The organism is Streptomyces sp. PKA51 (genome assembly GCF_057552455.1).
The window spans coordinates 68063-83160 of record NZ_BAAJPZ010000008.1 but is presented as its reverse complement, the minus strand read 5'-3'; the positions used below and the strand labels follow the sequence as shown (position 1 = coordinate 83160).

Sequence of the window (15098 nt, the reverse complement as noted above, 5' to 3'; positions counted from 1 at the left end):
CTTCGTCGTTCACTTCTCGCCGGGTCCCGGCGGAGCGCCGACCGCGTTCTCCCGCGCGTACGCGCGCAGATAGCCGACGACCGTGTTGGTCACCGCCACCAGGGGCACGGAGACGACCGCGCCGCCGATGCCGGCGATCATCGAGCCGGCGGCGACGGTGAGGACGACCGCCAGCGGGTGCACGCGCACCGCGCGGCCGAGGATGAACGGCTGCAGGACGTGGCCCTCGATCTGCTGCACCGCGAGGACGACCACGAGCACCATCATCGCCGTGAAGACGTCGCGGGTGACGAGCGCCACCACGACCGCCAGCGCGCCGGAGACCACCGCGCCGACCAGCGGCACGAAGGCGAACAGGAAGATGAACACGGCCAGCGGCACGGCCATGGGCACGTTCAGGAAGAATAGCCCGATGCCGATGAAGATCGCGTCGATCAGGGCCACTATCACCGTGCCCCGCACATAGGCGGTCAGCGTCGTCCACGCCCGCGGGCCGGCACCCGCCACGCCCTCGCGGGCGGCGGCCGGCACCAGCTTGAGCAGCCACTGCCAGATGCGCGGGCCGTCGTAGAGCAGGAAGAGCGTCGAGAACATCGCGAGCAGGATGCCCGTGAGCACCTCGATGATCACCTGGACGCCCTCTATGCCCGCCGAGGTGATGTCCTTGGTGTTGGTGCCGATGGCCTCGCTCAGCTTGTCGGCGATGTTGTTGATCTGGTCCTGCGTGACGTGGAACGGGCTGTTGAGCAGCCAGCGCTTGAGCTCGGTGATGCCGTGCTGCACCTGCTGCGACAGGTCGTCGAGGTTCTCCGTCACCTGCCAGGCCACGAACCAGCCGACCAGCCCCATCACCACGAAGCCGGAGACGAAGGTCATGGCCGTGGCCAGGCCGCGCGGGACGCCGCGCCGCTTGAGCGCGCCCACGGTGGGCTGCAGCAGGGCGGTGATGAGCAGACCGGCCACGAAGGCCAGCACCACCAGCCGTACCGCGCTGATCACGCGCATCAGCACATACAGGGTGCCCGCGAGAATCAGCAACCGCCAGCCGACCTCGGCCGCGACACGGATGCCCCAGGGGACGGCCGTGACCGGGTCGGGCCGGGCGGCCTCGGACCGTACGGCCGGGGCCGCGGCGGGCTCGGCCGGGGCCGCGGCGAGAGGCTGCGGTCCGGTGGGTTCGGGCGCCGTTTCGCGGGCAGGCGTGGGTACGGGCCCGGGTTCCGCGCCGGACTCGGTGGCGGCCCTGCGGGTTTCGAGCCGTTCGGCGAGCCGTGTCAGACCCGCTCCCAGCCCGCCCACCCATCGTGGCAATCTGGACATTCTTCTTCCTCTACCCCACTCCCCCGTGGCCATCCCTGCTGAGACGTTACCTGGCCCGTACGACGACGAGACCCCGACCGGTACCGGTCGGGGTCTCGTCACGGTCAGCGGGGTCCGGAAGGACCTAGTACCACTGGTTGGCCTGCCAGAACGACCAGGCGCCGCACGGGCTGCCGTAGCGCTCGTTCATGTAGCTCAGGCCCCACTTGATCTGGGTGGCCGGGTTGGTGCGCCAGTCGGCGCCCGCCGAGGCCATCTTGGTGCCGGGCAGCGCCTGCACCAGGCCGTACGCGCCGGAGGAGGCGTTGGTGGCCGTGTAGTCCCAGGTGCTCTCGTTGTTCACGATGTTGCTGAAGCACTGGAACTGGTCGCCCGGGACCATCTGCCGGGCCATCGCCTGGACCTCGGCGACGGAGTAGGAGCCCTTGACCGCGAACGAGGACGCGTCGCGCGCCGCGGAACGGCTGGCGATGTCCTCCTGGTCGCGCTTGGCGGCCTTCTCCTCCGCCTCCTGCTTCGCCTTCTTCTCCGCCTCTTCCTTCTTGGCGGTGGCGTCCTCGGCGGCCTGCTTGCGCGCGGCCTCCTCGGCTTCCTTCTTGGCGGCGGCGTCGGCGGCCTCGGTCTGCGACTCGGCCTGCTGCGTGAGGGAAGCGGACTGCGCCTGGACGTTCTGCGCGACGGGAATGCCCGCGAGAACAGTGGTGTCCGCGGCGGTGGCCTCGACCCGGTCGGTCGTACCCTGGTCGTGTCCCGCGGCGACACCGACAACGGCGCCAACGGTGGTGACCGCGGTGGCGGATGCCACGGCGAATCCCCGGACCGAAATCCGGCTCACACGGTTTCCTTCCAGCATCGCCCGCATAGGTGACCTCGCGGACGCGATCGTGCCCCTGGCGCTGGCCTCCGAAAGCACCGGACCCCGAAGGGCCGGCCGGTCACAGGAGGCACTGACCCGGTGGGCCCTCCGCGAGGGAGGTCCGCTCAGTGCTCGGGCGGCATACGGCGACGTTCTTCAGTTGTGTGTGATACGCGAGCCCCCTTCAGGGGCCCAAGTGCCGTATGCGGGGCCTGACAGGAACCAGACTCTGCCCGAACGACACGCCGCGAAGCAATTCTTGGGTACGTGGGAAAGCTCACACCTCGTTTATCCCGACCGATTCACGGAAAGAGCCGCGGCACACGACGACGCGCGGCTAGGCTGCTCCGCCCGCCGCGCGCCGACCCGGGAACGGATCCCGCTAGATGCGGCCGTCCTCCAGCATTTCGGTCACCATCGCCGCGATCGGCGACCGCTCCGAACGCGTGAGCGTCACATGCGAGAACAGGGGATGCCCCTTCAGCTTCTCGACCACGGCGACCACACCGTCGTACCGCCCGACCCGCAGATTGTCCCGCTGTGCCACGTCATGGGTGAGAACGACCCGGGAGTTGGCCCCGATGCGCGAGAGCACCGTCAGCAGCACGTTCCGCTCCAGCGACTGGGCCTCGTCCACGATGACGAACGCGTCGTGCAGCGAGCGGCCCCGGATGTGGGTCAGCGGCAGCACTTCGAGCATCCCGCGGCCCACCACCTCCTCGATGACCTCCGCCGTCGTCACCGCCGAGAGGGTGTCGAAGACCGCCTGCGCCCACGGGCTCATCTTCTCGGCCTCGGTGCCGGGCAGGTAGCCCAACTCCTGGCCGCCCACCGCGTACAGCGGACGGAAGACCATCACCTTGCGGTGCTGCCGCCGCTCCAGGACCGCCTCCAGCCCCGCGCACAGGGCCAGCGCCGACTTGCCCGTACCGGCCCGGCCGCCCATCGAGACGATGCCGACCTCCGGGTCCAGCAACAGATCCAGCGCCACGCGCTGCTCGGCGCTGCGGCCGTGGATGCCGAACGCCTCGCGGTCGCCGCGCACCAGCCGCACCGCGCCGTCGGCCGTCACCCGGCCCAGCGCGCTGCCCCGGTCGGACTGCAGGACGAGCCCGGTGTGCACGGGCAGTTCCGCCGCCTCGGGCACGGACACCCGCTCGGCGGCGAAGAGTTCGTCGACCTGCTCGGAGGTGACGGTCAGCTCCGCCATGCCCGTCCAGCCGGAGTCGGTGACGGCCAGCTCCGCCCGGTACTCCTCCGCCAGCAGCCCCACCGCCGACGCCTTGATCCGCAGCGGCAGGTCCTTGGAGACGACGGTGACGTCGTAGCCCTCGGCCTGCAGGTTGCGGGCGACCGCGAGGATGCGCGTGTCGTTGTCGCCGAGGCGGAAACCGGCGGGCAGTATGCCGGGATCCGAGTGGTTCAGCTCGACGCGCAGCGAGCCGCCCAGCTCACCGATCGGCACGGGCGCGTCCAGCCGCCCGTGCTGCACCCGGTAGTCGTCCAGCAGGCGCAGCGCCTTGCGGGCGAAGTAACCGAGCTCCGGATGGTGCCGCTTGGCCTCCAACTCCGTGACCACCACCACGGGCAGCACGACCTCGTGCTCCTCGAAGCGGGTCATGGCTCCTGGGTCGGCCAGCAGGACGCTGGTGTCGAGGACGAAGGTGCGCCGGTCGCCATCACGGCGCTTCTTGCTGGTCACCACGGGTGGACGTACCCCCTCGTGCAGAGGTGAGACGCGCCGCCGGCGTGAGGCGCGGGGGCGCGGGGAACGGACCGGGTGCCGGCCCTGCCAGGGTTGCCGGACCTCCGGCCCGCCGCGTCGGCCGTGCGGGCGCCTGGCGCCGCTCGGTGCCCACGGGCGTCGTCCTGGTGCAAAGGGCCTCCCGGGCGGGCGGCCCCATGCCACCCGCTGGCAGAGCGACGGTCCCGCTGAAGACCGCCGGCCTGCAGGGGATATTCCCGCTCCTTCGCGTGACCATGCAACGGCATATGCGACGAGCAGGTGAACGATCGACCCCCCGTTGCCCGCACTCCCGTTCGCCCAACGGCGCCCCGCCGCTGCGTCGCCCCGTGCCCCTGACGGGGCGCCCCGAAGGGGCGCCGTGCGGACGGCTCCTAGTAGCCGTACCGGCGGTGGCGGGCCGCGTAGTCGCGCAGGGCCCGGAGGAAGTCGACCTTGCGGAAGGCGGGCCAGAACACTTCGCAGAAGTAGTACTCGGAGTGGGCGCTCTGCCAGAGCATGAAGCCGGACAGCCGCTGTTCACCGCTGGTACGGATGATGAGGTCGGGGTCGGGCTGACCCTTGGTGTAGAGGTGCTTGGTGATGTGGTCGATGTCGACCATGTCGGCCAGTTCCTCGAAGGAGGTGCCGCTCTCCGCCGCCTCCAGGATCAGCGAGCGCACCGCGTCGGCGATCTCCTGCCGGCCGCCGTAGCCGACGGCGACGTTGACGAGTATCCCCTTGCGGTCGAGCGTGTCCTGCTCGGCCTCCTTGAGCACCTGCTGCGTACGCCCCGGCAGCAGGTCGAGGTTGCCCACGTGGTGCACGCGCCAGCGGCCGTCGGCGGCGAGGCCGCGCACGGTGTTCTCGATGATGGCGAGCAGCGGCCTGAGCTCCTCGGCCGGACGGTCGAGGTTGTCCGTGGAGAGCATCCAGAGGGTGACGACCTCGACGTCGGTCTCCGCGCACCAGCCGAGCAGCTCGGAGATCTTGTCCGCGCCGGCCTGGTGGCCCTGCACGGTCGTCCGGCCGTCCGCGCGCGCCCAGCGGCGGTTGCCGTCGAGGATGACGCCGATGTGCTTGGGCACCTGGGCATGGTCGAGGCGGCCCTCCACCCGGCGTGCGTAAAGCCTGTACACCAGGTCGCGCAACTTCACTCTTCCTGCCCCTCCATGCCACGGCGGTCGCCCCGAGGGCGCCACCCTACTGCCAGCGTGTCGCGAGGACCCAACTAGCCCTGTCACAAGACCGTGATAGTCAGGTGCACATGACCGATCCCTCGCTCTACCGGGCGGCCCCGGCGCGCTACGACTCCATGGAGTACCGGCGCACCGGCCGCAGCGGGCTCAAGCTGCCCGCGATCTCCCTGGGACTGTGGCACAACTTCGGCGACGACCGCACCCTCGACTCGCAGCGGGCGATCCTGCGCCGCGCCTTCGACCTGGGGGTCACTCACTTCGATCTGGCCAACAATTACGGGCCGCCGCCGGGCTCGGCCGAGCAGAACTTCGGCAAGCTGCTGGAGCAGGATTTCCGGCCCTACCGGGATGAACTCGTCATCTCGACGAAGGCCGGCTACCTCATGCACCCCGGCCCGTACGGCGAGTGGGGCTCCCGCAAGTACTTGTTGTCGTCGCTGGACGCCTCGTTGCGCCGGATGGGTCTGGACTACGTCGACATCTTCTATTCGCACCGTTTCGACCCGCACACGCCGCTCGAGGAGACGATGGGCGCGCTGGCGTCCGCGGTGCACCAGGGCAAGGCGTTGTACGTGGGGGTGTCCTCCTACAACGCCGAGCAGACGCGCGAGGCGGCGCGGCTGCTGCGCGACATGGGCGTACCCGCGCTGATCCACCAGCCCTCCTACTCGATGATCAACCGGTGGACCGAGGACGACGCGCTCCTCGACACGCTGGAGGACGAGGGGATGGGCTGCATCGCCTTCGCGCCGCTGGCGCAGGGCCTGCTCACCGACAAGTACCTCCAGGGCGTCCCGGAGGGCTCGCGTGCCTCCAGGGGCACCTCGCTGGACCCGGCGCTGCTGACCGGCCAGGTCGTGGAGCGGCTGCGCGGGCTGAACGCGATCGCGCAGCGCCGGGGCCAGACGCTGGCGCAGCTGGCGCTGAGCTGGGTGCTGCGGGACGAGCGGATGACCTCGGCCCTGACGGGGGCCTCCAGCGTGGCCCAGCTGGAGGCGAACGTGGCCGCGCTGGGCGGGGCGCCGCTGTCCAAGGAAGAACTGGCCGAAATCGATGCCCTGGCCGTGAGTGCCGAGGGCGTCAACATCTGGGCCCAGCGGGGCTGACCCGGAGCCCCGGATCGGGCTTACGCACGACCCGTCACGGAGAGTGACCAGGGGGAAAGAAAAACGGGCCGGTCCGTGGGGGGGATACGGACCGGCCCGAGGGGGGGTTTCCACCATAACCGGTCCGGGGCCGTGTTCGGTGCATCGAGGGGGGTGACAATCCGTGGCGCGCTGACCCGGAGCCCCCTATTCGATCTTGAATACGCCTCCGCGCGGGACCCTGCCGAAGGCCCGGGGACCCTTCAGTACTGGGCCTACGGCGTAGAACCGGCCATCCTGGCGCGTTGTTCAAAGACGCCCGGCGTGTCAGCCGAAAATGTCTTGCAAAGTCATCATCCGCTTGACGCCATTCCGCATTTTGGACGTGATCATGGCGAGAACGTAGCCGACATCACACCCGGATGGCGGCACGTACGGGCGCGGCGCGGGCCGCGGGCGCGTCCATGACCTCACCCCCCGGCCTTCAGCAGCACCCCCACCCACGCGCCGGCGATCAGGAACGGCCCCAGCGGGATCACGGCGCCGCGCGCCGCGCGGCCCGCCAGGCGCAGGGCATTGCCGTAGAGGGCGCCGAGCAGCAGGCCCGCGAAGGCACCCGCGAGCAGGGCACCCCAGCCGTACCAGCCCAGCACGCAGCCCAGGCCCACGGCGAGCTTGACGTCGCCGAAGCCCATGCCCGCCGGATGCAGCAGGAACAGCACCAGATATCCCCCGCCCAGCACGGCTCCGCCCAGCAGGGCCCGCGGCCAGGAACCGGCCGCGCCCGGTATCAGGGCGGCGACGCCGAGCAGCAGCACCACGCCCGCCGCCAGCGGCAGCGTGAGGACGTCCGGCAGCCGGCGCACCGACCAGTCGACGCCCGCCAGCACCACTCCCACCGGTGCGGCCAGCAGCCACACCCCGAGCTCCGGCCGCGCCCCGGCCGCGGCGGCCAGCGCCGCGCACGCCGCTCCCGTCGCGGCGGCGGACCACGGCGCGCCCGGCCCGTACCGCCCGCCGCACACGGTGCAGCGGGCCGGGCCCAGCCAGCCCGTCAGGGCATGGCCGCAGGGCGCGGCCGTGCGCCACGGCTCCTCCGGCGCCACGGCCAGCCGGTACCGCGCCCGTGTCACCAGGGCGCCGGCCAGCGCCCCGTACACACCGCACACGGCGATCAACAGCGAGTACATGCCGCGAGATTACGCACGTTCGGCGCATCCCGTCCGGGCCTGTGGAAAACTCCGGCTACCCTCTGGCCATGGCTCGCCGGCGGCACGGTTCGACACAGGACGGCTCGACGCAGAACGGCTCGACGCGGAACGGCCTGGCACAGGGCGGCTTGGCGCAGGACGGCTTCGCCCAACTGCGTCTGCCCGCCTCGGGTGTGACGGTGCGGGTCGAGGTGGCCGCCTCGGCGCGGTCGCGCACCCGCGGGCTCCTCGGGCGGGACGGGGTGGAGGGCGGGCTGCTGCTCGTCCCCGCCTGCGGGGTGCACACCCTGGGCATGCGCTTCCCCATCGACGTGGCCTACCTGCGCCGGGACTTCACCGTTCTCGCCGTGCGCACCATGCCGCCGGGCCGCATCGGCCTGCCGCGCCTGCGGGCGCGCATGGTGCTGGAGGCCGCGGCCGGGGCGATGAACGCCTGGGGTCTGCGGCCGGGCGACCGGCTGGAGTCCGCCCCCGGGGAGGGGGCACAGGAACAGGACAGGAACACAACCGGAACAAGATCGTGACAGTCGCGGGTCAACACCACGAAACACCCGGACAAAACGTCATCCGCCGCCCACCGACCGCTATATCAGATTGGCTTCGCCTTCGGTCCGGGATTCCGGCACGCATTCAATATGACGAAACTTCGTGCGAAGATTCCGACTCACCGGTCAGCCCAGGCCGGTTTGACAAGAGGAAACTTCGTGAAGCGAAAGACGCTCATATCCGTTATCGGAGCAGGACTCACCGTGGCCGCCGCGGGTGTTCTGCTGCCGTCCACGGCCATCGGTGCACAGGACAACAACACGGTGGACAGGGCGACGACCGATTCCTTCGGCCGCCTCGCCGACGCGGTGCTGAACGAGCGCACCGCGGCCCTCCTCGACGGCCGCCGGGTCACCAGACCGGGCGATCTGCACGACAAGAAGGTGCGCGTGGCCTCGGGCCTGGCCCGCACCGAGAACTCCGGCCTGACCTCGCTGCGCGACCGCAAGAAGGTCCTGGCGCAGCTGGGCGAGGTCTACAGCAACGCGGAGACCAAGGTCAGCACGGACGGCGTCCGGGTCAAGGGCCGCACGGCCACCGCCCAGGTCACCGAGACCACGGTCCTGACGTACAAGAAGGTGCGCGGCGACGAGCCGACGACCACCGGCTTCCAGGCCCACCACGAGCTGACGTTCACCCGCGGTTCGAAGGGCAGCTGGGAGCTGTCGACCATCCGCGCCAAGGACGAGGGCCCGCGCGCCGTCAACCAGCCGGTGACGACTCCGGCGCCCGCGACCGACGGCGACGGCTACCCCAAGGCGACCCCGGCCGCCATCACCTGGCCGGCCCGCCCGGCGCCCAAGACGCAGAAGGCCGGCGGTTACGACTACAAGGCCATGGCGGCCTATGCGGAGAAGTACTGGAGCCGGTACAACCCCGCCTACCCGAGCTTCAACAAGGGCGGCGGCGACTGCACGAACTTCATCAGCCAGGCCCTGAAGGCCGGCGGCTGGAAGGACGTGCCGGGCTCGGACTCCGACTACACCAAGTGGTGGTACAACTCCTCGAACCGGAGCCTGAGCACCTCCTGGGTCGGCGCCAACGAGTGGTCGTGGTTCACCCTGTCGCAGAAGCGCGCGACCAACCTGCAGAACGTCTACCAGATGGACGTCGGTGACATCCTGCAGATGGACTTCGACCGCGACGGGTCCAAGGACCACTCGATGATCGTCACCTACCGCAGCCGCATGGGCGTGCCGTACGTGACGTACCACTCCACCAACACCTTCCGGAAGTCGGTGGCGAGCATCATCGCCTCCAACCCCGACGCGGCCTACTTCGCGTACCGCACCTGACCGGTGCCCCTTCCTGCGGTGGGTCCGGCCGGGCCCACCGCTCACTCGTCCCGGCGGCGCGCCGCCAGGCTCCATGCGCCGAGCCCGATGAGCAGGGCGCTGCCCGTGCCGATGCCCGCGTAGCCGAGGATCCGCAGCCGCTCGCCGCGCCGCGCCGCCCCTGCCGCCGCCACCGGCTCCACGCCGGTGACCTGCCGGCCCCCGCCGCCCGCGCCGCCGCCCAGGGCGACGGCCGGCCGCGCGCCGGCCACCGACACGGCGAGCGCGACCGGCACTCCCCCGTCCTCGCGGACCTTGGGGCTCACGCTCACCTGCAGGTAGTACCAGCCGGGCAGGCTCATCCCGCGGGCCGCCTCCCCGCCGTCACCGTCGTCGTTCGCGGCCGGGGGCGTGGCCAGGGAGACGGTGGCCGGCCGGCCCTGGTAACTGCCGGTGCGGTTCATGACGTGGCCGCGCCCGGGGTTGTTCAGGCCGACCCGCAGCCCGCCGACGACGTACGGGCCGGGGGCCGCCGCGCCCGTCCCGAATGCGGCGTCCGCGAAGAGCTGTTCGCCGGCGTCGACCCGCACCCGGTAGAAACGCGTCTCGCCCGGCCGGATCCTGTCCTGCCACGCCCCGGGGCCGATCTCGGCGGCGTCGTCGAAGCCCGTGCCGCCGCGCACCGTGCGGGCACGGCCCGTCGGCCGCGGCGACGGCGGCTGCGAACTCCAGCCGCCGGGCGCGCTCGGCAGCGCGGCGGCGGTCGTGTGCCGCGGGGGCCCGGCGGTGTACTTGAGCTCCAGCTGGACGGGCGCGGCGTCGCCGCCCGTCGCGTCGCCGCGCCGGATCACGAAGCGGTACGTACCGGCCGTGGCGCACGCCCCGCCCGCCGTCCTCACCACGCGCTCGGCGGAGTCGGCCAGCGGGTACGCGCCGCCGGCCGAGGCGAAGGAGCGGTGCCGCACACCGCCGCAGGCGGTGCCGTCGGGCGCCAGCAGGGACACGTCGATGCCGTCCCGCAGGCCCATCCGGCTGCCGGGCCGGGGCACGGCGACGGCGGAGACGTACGCGCTGGCGCGGTCGTCCAGTTCCACGCCGTAGGAACGGGTCTCACCGGGGGCGATGCTGTCGGTGTACGCCGCCGGGTCCGGCGCGAGCACGGGGGCGTCCCCGCCGGCGCCGGTGGCCCCCCGCACCGGGCTCGCCCCGGCGGCCGGCCGGTAGGCGGCCGGTCCCTCGGCGGCCTGTGCGCCTGCCGTTCCCGCGTGGAGCACTGCCGCCACCCCGAACGCCGTCGCCGCCCCGACGAGCCGGCCCCTCATCTCCCGCCTCCCTCACCGCGCTCCCCTGCCGTCCCCCGTCGCCGCGCAGGCCCCATCCTGCCGCGCGGGGGACGGGCGCGCGAGCGTACGCCCCGGTCGGGCGGGGCGAGTTGGGCGACGTGCGGGACGTCCGATGCCCGATGGAACCGAAATCGCCTGTTCGGTCCGCCGATTGGAACCGGAAGCGGGGGTACCGCGTCCTCAACGGCATTGCGGTTCCTGTACGGTTACCGATCAGTTCCAGCCACGGCTATGGCTGGAACTGATCGGCAATTCGAAAGGAGCGACCATGCGTCGCCGCATGACCGCCATTGTTCTCGCCGTCGCCCTCGCCGGTGGCGTCGCCGCCACCGTCGCCCCGGCCGCCCAGGCCGCCGGCATGACCTGCGACGTCGCCAAGCTGCACAAGGAGGCCGACACGCTCAAGCGCGAGGCCGCCCGCCAGAAGAGCCAGGGCCAGCGCGAGGCCGCCCGCCGCACCCTCGACCGCGCCACCCAGATCGAGAAGCGCATCCACCAGTGCGAGGCCGCCGACCGCAACACCAGCGGCCCCTTCGGGTAAGCACCTTCCGGATGACACACCGCTCCGGCCTTCGTACGGGAGGCCGGAGCGGTTTCACTTTCCCTCGACCCCGCGCGTGGAGTCGCGCGCGCTGTCGAGGACCTTCTTCCCCTGCCGATCGATCAACCGGGTCACCGACTCCTGCAGGACGCCGAAGATGACCGCCCACGCGACGATCTGCGGGCCGTTGTCCAGGGCCGTCAGGCCGGGGACGACGCCGCCGTGGATCAGGAAGATGCCGAAGAGCGCGGCCAGGGCGCCGACGGGAAGTCTGAGCAGGATCAGCATCACGGGAACGGAATAGGGCGTGGTCGTGCCCTGGATGTCCCGCAGCGAGATGGCCCCGGCCAGGGCCGCGGCGCCGAGGCCCGACAGCTCCACGAGCAGGACGTCGCGCCCGGAGGCGTGGGGTCCGACGGGGCAGGCGACGGCGGGGTGCAGGTTGTCCGGGGTGGGCGGCTGTTCGAAGCACAGGTTGCGGGGGACGACGTGCGGTGCGGCGTACCCCCAGACGACGAACAGGGCCGCGATCAGGCCGGTCGCCATCACCGAAATCAGCAGGATGTTGCGGAAGCTGCGCACCCGGGCGCGCTCCGTCTCCTCGGCGTCGTGCGCCGCCAGGAGCGTGGTGATGGCCAGCTCCCTCAGGTGCGGGCCGAGTTGGTTGTTGGAGGTCTTCAGCTCGCTTTCGAGGGCTCTCAGCCGAGGGTCCTCGGCGCCGAGGTGCTGACGCGCCTGGGCGAGCACGACCATGCCGTACCAGCGCAGTTCGTCCCTCGGGACGAGGCGCACGATCTTCACCTCGGCCTTGTGGATGTTCGAAAAGATCCGGTCGACCGTCGCACTCTTCGTGGACCGGGGACGGTCGTCGACGGCGTTTCGCGCCGCCGCCAGATGCGCGTTGGCCTTCTTCGCGAGCGCATCGTCCCCGGGACCGAGCGGTTGCGCGGTGATCCGGTCCATCTGCGCCTGGAGATGGGCGATGTGGGCGCTGACGCGCTGCCGCCACGCCTGCGGGCTTCCCTTGGCGGCGACGTCGCCTGCGCCGTCCGGGTCCAACCGGGGCGACGGCGGGGGCGAGGGCGGGGACGAGGACATGGCGGGCCCCTCAGGCCGGGACGGCCCGCAGCCGGTCGAGGAGTTCGGTGCCGTTCGGGGTGCCGAGGCCGGTGCAGGCGTCCCAGCCGCTCGTCGCGGTGAAGTGGCCGTTGTCGCCCTGGGTGATGTCGCGGAAGCCCGGAGCCGTGTGCCCGGGGATCGCGCCCGGGTACAGCAGGGGCTGCAACAGGCCGAGCGGACGTCCCAGGGCCTCGGAGAGCCGGCAGGCGAGGGCCGCCCACAGCGGTGCCACCGCGCTCGTCCCACCGACGACCTGCCGCTGACCGTCGACGAGGACCTGGTAGCCGGTGTCGGGATCGGCGGCGGCGGAGACGTCCGGCACGCCCCGTCCGGCGGGGTGGCCGGGCACGGTCGGCACCCCGGCCTGGGACTGCCAGGTCGGCAGCCGGAACGCATGGCTCACCCCGCCCCCGGTGCCCTGGCCGTCGGTGTGCCACACCGTCTCGGACCGTATGGTGCCGTGCACGGGGTCGGCGTCCAGGCGGGTGCCGCCGCAGGCGACGACATGCGGGCTGGACGCGGGGAAGTCGGTGTGCGGCCTGCCGTCGGGCGCGCCGTCGGTGCTGGCGTCGTCGCCCGAGGCGGCGAAGACGGACACGCCCAGGGCGGCGGCGTCGACCAGTGCCTCGTCGAAGAGGTTCCTGGCCTGGGCGGTCCAGTTCCCGTCCATGGCGCCCCAGCTGATGCTGACCGCCGCGGGGGTGGGGTCCGCGGCGACGGCGGTGGCCAGGGCGTCGACGAAGCCCTGGGCGCTGTTCGGGGCGAAGTAGACCACCTGTCGGGCCCCGGGGGCGAGGGCGCCGGCCACCTCGATGTCGAGCATCACTTCTCCGTCGGGCCCGTCGGGGTCACCGTCGGGGGCGTTTTCGGCACCGCCGACGCCGGCGGGGACGACGGTGGGGACGGGACTGATGCCCAGGCCGGCGAAGTACGCGTCGAGGTCGTGCTGCCGCGCCCCGCCGCCGAACTCCAGGAGCGCCAGGGTGCGCCCGGTGCCGTCCGTCCCCTGCGGGAAGTCGTAGACGCGGGCCAGGTCGGACGGGGCGTAGGAGGTGGGCGCGGAGGCGGGCGCGGCCGCCCGCCGGCGCCGGAAGTGGGGGCGGACCTGCGGCCGGTCGTCCAGGCCCTGCACGCCGACCACGACGTTCTCCCACTCGGGCAGGATGCGCAGCTCGCCCTCGCGCTGGCGGTGCTCGGCGCGGCCGCCGGTCGCCGGGTCGGGGCTCTCGACGCGTTCCATCGCCCCGGGGTCCACCACCTGGCGGATCCGAGCGAGGGGGCCCTTGAGCTTGACCTGGCGGGGGTGCGGGGCGTCCACCATTTGCAGCCCGTGCTGCTCGGCGGTGCGCCGGACGAGGTCCACGTCGGCGGGGTCGGCGCCGTAGCGTTCGGCCAGTTCGTCCCGCGAGACGGTCTGCGGCCCCTGGACGAGACCGGCGGGCACCCCGGCGCGGCGCCGCAGCGTGAGGGTGACCTCGATCTGCTCGGAATCGTCGACCGGCCCGAGGGGGCGCGCGTCCGGGATCGGGGCGCGGGTGCTGTCGGGGAGGCCGATCATGTCGTTCCTGGTCATGATTTCAGTGTTTGCGCTGCGGCAAAGGGCTACAACTCAGGATGAAAAGGGCAGGTCACCGCGGTCCGGGCTCAGCCTCCGCCGCGGGGGAAGGTGATCTCCACCCGGCGGTTCTTGCGGCGTCCCTCCTCGGTGGCGTTGTCGGCGATGGGGTACTGCTCGCCGTAGCCGCGGATCTCGTAGTGGACGGCGGAGGAGCCGAGGTCCTTGGCCAGTTCGCGCTGCACCGCGTTGGCGCGTTCCTTGGACAGGGCGATGCCGTGGTCCGTCGAGCCCAGGTCGTCGGTGAAGCCGAAGACGCGCACGGTCCTGGCGTGCTGGCGGCGGGCCTCGTCGGCGACCGTACGGATCCGGGAGACGGCCGCCGGGCCGAGGCCGGAGCTGTCCTTCTCGAAGAGCACCTCGGCCTGCAGGGCGAAGGTGACGTCGGTGTTGGTGTCCACCCGGCGCTCGCCGCCGTCGTCCGTCTCGACGACCGAGGTGACGTCGAGGACGCGGCCCGGGGCGAGGCGGGCGCCGCGGCGCAGCTTCAGGCCGGGGGCGGTGGGGTCGATGCGGACGGGCGCGGCGGCCCCGGGCGCGGTGCCCGGCCCGGCCGCGACGGCGGGTGCGGCGGCCGGGGGTGCGGACAGCGCGAGGACGGTCGCGGCGGTGAGCACCGCCGTACGGGCGTGGGTGTGCGTCGGCACGGCCATCTCACCCCGAGATCCTGATGCGGACGGACGGCATGGTCGGCAGCTGGAAGTCCACTTCGGTGACGGCGGCCGGCGGGGCGGGGAACTGGGCGTAGACCGCGCGGCTCTCGCCCGGCCGGATGCCGACGAGGCCGGTGGTGCACAGGCACTCGCCGTCGGTGTCGCGCAGGACGAGGTAGCGCTTGCGGCCGGCCGGGTCGACGAGGGACGCCCCGGAGACGGAGGACTGCGACTTGATCTCCGTCTCCTTCGAGCGCCAGGCGACGGGCGTGTAGGGCTTGGTGCCCCGGTTGGTCACCGTGCCGCCCACGGTGAGGAAGCCGCCCTTGTCGCGGACGGCGGAGGTGAGGGTGACCACCACCCCTTCGGGCCCCTTGAGTTCGCCGAGCACGGCGGTGGGGGCGGGGGTGGGCGCGGCTCCGGCGCCGGTGCTGGGTCTGCCGGCCGACTGCAGGTCGATGTTCTTCTTCCCTGCGTCGTCCCCGCCTGCGCATCCGGCGAGGGCGAGGGCTGTTGCCGTCACTGTCACGAGGGCTGCTGCTCCGGCGATCCGCGAGGTCATGGTCGCTGGTCCTTTGCTGGTCGCTGGTCGTTCGGCTCGTTCGGCGCGCAC

General features: G+C 72.2%; 14 protein-coding genes. 4 read left to right on the top strand and 10 right to left on the bottom strand.

Annotation, left to right across the window (positions count from 1 at the left end):
* Positions 1–9: 9 nt before the first annotated feature.
* The 4 genes from AC27L3_RS14820 to AC27L3_RS14805 form a co-directional block, all read right to left on the bottom strand.
* Positions 10–1320, bottom strand: coding sequence for an AI-2E family transporter (locus tag AC27L3_RS14820; RefSeq protein WP_487234486.1), 1311 nt, complete (start codon positions 1318–1320; stop codon positions 10–12).
* A 124-nt stretch (positions 1321–1444) separates the two neighbouring features.
* Positions 1445–2155, bottom strand: a complete 711-nt coding sequence (locus tag AC27L3_RS14815) for an aggregation-promoting factor C-terminal-like domain-containing protein (protein WP_487234485.1) — start codon at positions 2153–2155, stop codon at positions 1445–1447.
* 403 nt (positions 2156–2558) lie between these two features.
* Entirely contained in the window at positions 2559–3881 is a 1323-nt protein-coding gene (gene phoH2 / locus AC27L3_RS14810; protein ID WP_487234484.1) for an RNA 5'-3' helicase PhoH2, read from the bottom strand.
* A 413-nt stretch (positions 3882–4294) separates the two neighbouring features.
* Entirely contained in the window at positions 4295–5056 is a 762-nt protein-coding gene (locus AC27L3_RS14805) for an isoprenyl transferase (protein WP_487234483.1), read from the bottom strand.
* A gap of 110 nt (positions 5057–5166) precedes the next feature.
* Here AC27L3_RS14805 and mgrA point away from each other — a divergent pair, with 110 nt between their 5' ends.
* Entirely contained in the window at positions 5167–6204 is a 1038-nt protein-coding gene (mgrA, locus tag AC27L3_RS14800; RefSeq protein WP_487234482.1) for an L-glyceraldehyde 3-phosphate reductase, read from the top strand.
* 449 nt (positions 6205–6653) lie between these two features.
* Here mgrA and AC27L3_RS14795 read toward each other — a convergent pair whose 3' ends face one another.
* Positions 6654–7373 carry a prepilin peptidase gene (locus AC27L3_RS14795; protein ID WP_487234481.1) on the bottom strand — a complete coding sequence of 240 codons (720 nt, stop codon included), beginning with the start codon at positions 7371–7373 and terminating at the stop codon, positions 6654–6656.
* Positions 7374–7441: 68 nt separating this feature from the next.
* On the opposite strand from AC27L3_RS14795, the gene AC27L3_RS14790 reads away from it, so the two are divergent.
* Entirely contained in the window at positions 7442–7918 is a 477-nt protein-coding gene (locus AC27L3_RS14790) for a DUF192 domain-containing protein (protein WP_487234480.1), read from the top strand.
* A gap of 180 nt (positions 7919–8098) precedes the next feature.
* Positions 8099–9235: an amidase domain-containing protein gene (locus AC27L3_RS14785; RefSeq protein ID WP_487234479.1), complete on the top strand. Its 1137-nt coding sequence runs from the start codon at positions 8099–8101 to the stop codon at positions 9233–9235.
* Between the two features lie 41 nt (positions 9236–9276).
* Here the strand turns inward: AC27L3_RS14785 and AC27L3_RS14780 are convergent, their stop codons facing one another.
* Complete coding sequence (locus tag AC27L3_RS14780) at positions 9277–10536, bottom strand: hypothetical protein (protein ID WP_487234478.1); 1260 nt, start codon at positions 10534–10536, stop codon at positions 9277–9279.
* A 289-nt stretch (positions 10537–10825) separates the two neighbouring features.
* Between AC27L3_RS14780 and AC27L3_RS14775 the strand changes: the two genes are divergently transcribed.
* Positions 10826–11098 (top strand): hypothetical protein, encoded by a 273-nt coding sequence (locus AC27L3_RS14775; protein WP_487234477.1) that lies wholly within the window; start codon positions 10826–10828, stop codon positions 11096–11098.
* A gap of 54 nt (positions 11099–11152) precedes the next feature.
* Here the strand turns inward: AC27L3_RS14775 and AC27L3_RS14770 are convergent, their stop codons facing one another.
* The 4 genes from AC27L3_RS14770 to AC27L3_RS14755 form a co-directional block, all read right to left on the bottom strand.
* Positions 11153–12196 carry a hypothetical protein gene (locus tag AC27L3_RS14770; RefSeq protein WP_487234476.1) on the bottom strand — a complete coding sequence of 348 codons (1044 nt, stop codon included), beginning with the start codon at positions 12194–12196 and terminating at the stop codon, positions 11153–11155.
* A 10-nt stretch (positions 12197–12206) separates the two neighbouring features.
* The gene (locus tag AC27L3_RS14765) at positions 12207–13790 is read right to left on the bottom strand and encodes a S53 family peptidase (RefSeq protein ID WP_487234475.1); all 1584 of its coding nucleotides are present in this window, start codon (positions 13788–13790) and stop codon (positions 12207–12209) included.
* Between the two features lie 71 nt (positions 13791–13861).
* Positions 13862–14485, bottom strand: a complete 624-nt coding sequence (locus tag AC27L3_RS14760; RefSeq protein ID WP_487234474.1) for an OmpA family protein — start codon at positions 14483–14485, stop codon at positions 13862–13864.
* A 1-nt stretch (position 14486) separates the two neighbouring features.
* Positions 14487–15047 (bottom strand): hypothetical protein, encoded by a 561-nt coding sequence (locus AC27L3_RS14755; protein ID WP_487234473.1) that lies wholly within the window; start codon positions 15045–15047, stop codon positions 14487–14489.
* Between the last annotated feature and the right edge of the window lie 51 nt (positions 15048–15098).

Excerpts from the sequence above, each read along its gene's own strand:
- AC27L3_RS14755 (WP_487234473.1), bottom strand. The coding sequence starts at position 15,047 with ATGACCTCGCGGATCGCCGGAGCAGCAGCCCTCGTGACAGTGACGGCA.
- mgrA (WP_487234482.1), top strand. The coding sequence starts at position 5,167 with ATGACCGATCCCTCGCTCTACCGGGCGGCCCCGGCGCGCTACGACTCC.
- AC27L3_RS14765 (WP_487234475.1), bottom strand. The coding sequence starts at position 13,790 with ATGACCAGGAACGACATGATCGGCCTCCCCGACAGCACCCGCGCCCCG.
- AC27L3_RS14820 (WP_487234486.1), bottom strand. The coding sequence starts at position 1,320 with ATGTCCAGATTGCCACGATGGGTGGGCGGGCTGGGAGCGGGTCTGACA.
- AC27L3_RS14795 (WP_487234481.1), bottom strand. The coding sequence starts at position 7,373 with ATGTACTCGCTGTTGATCGCCGTGTGCGGTGTGTACGGGGCGCTGGCC.
- AC27L3_RS14790 (WP_487234480.1), top strand. The coding sequence starts at position 7,442 with ATGGCTCGCCGGCGGCACGGTTCGACACAGGACGGCTCGACGCAGAAC.
- AC27L3_RS14770 (WP_487234476.1), bottom strand. The coding sequence starts at position 12,196 with ATGTCCTCGTCCCCGCCCTCGCCCCCGCCGTCGCCCCGGTTGGACCCG.
- AC27L3_RS14780 (WP_487234478.1), bottom strand. The coding sequence starts at position 10,536 with ATGAGGGGCCGGCTCGTCGGGGCGGCGACGGCGTTCGGGGTGGCGGCA.
- AC27L3_RS14760 (WP_487234474.1), bottom strand. The coding sequence starts at position 14,485 with ATGGCCGTGCCGACGCACACCCACGCCCGTACGGCGGTGCTCACCGCC.
- AC27L3_RS14775 (WP_487234477.1), top strand. The coding sequence starts at position 10,826 with ATGCGTCGCCGCATGACCGCCATTGTTCTCGCCGTCGCCCTCGCCGGT.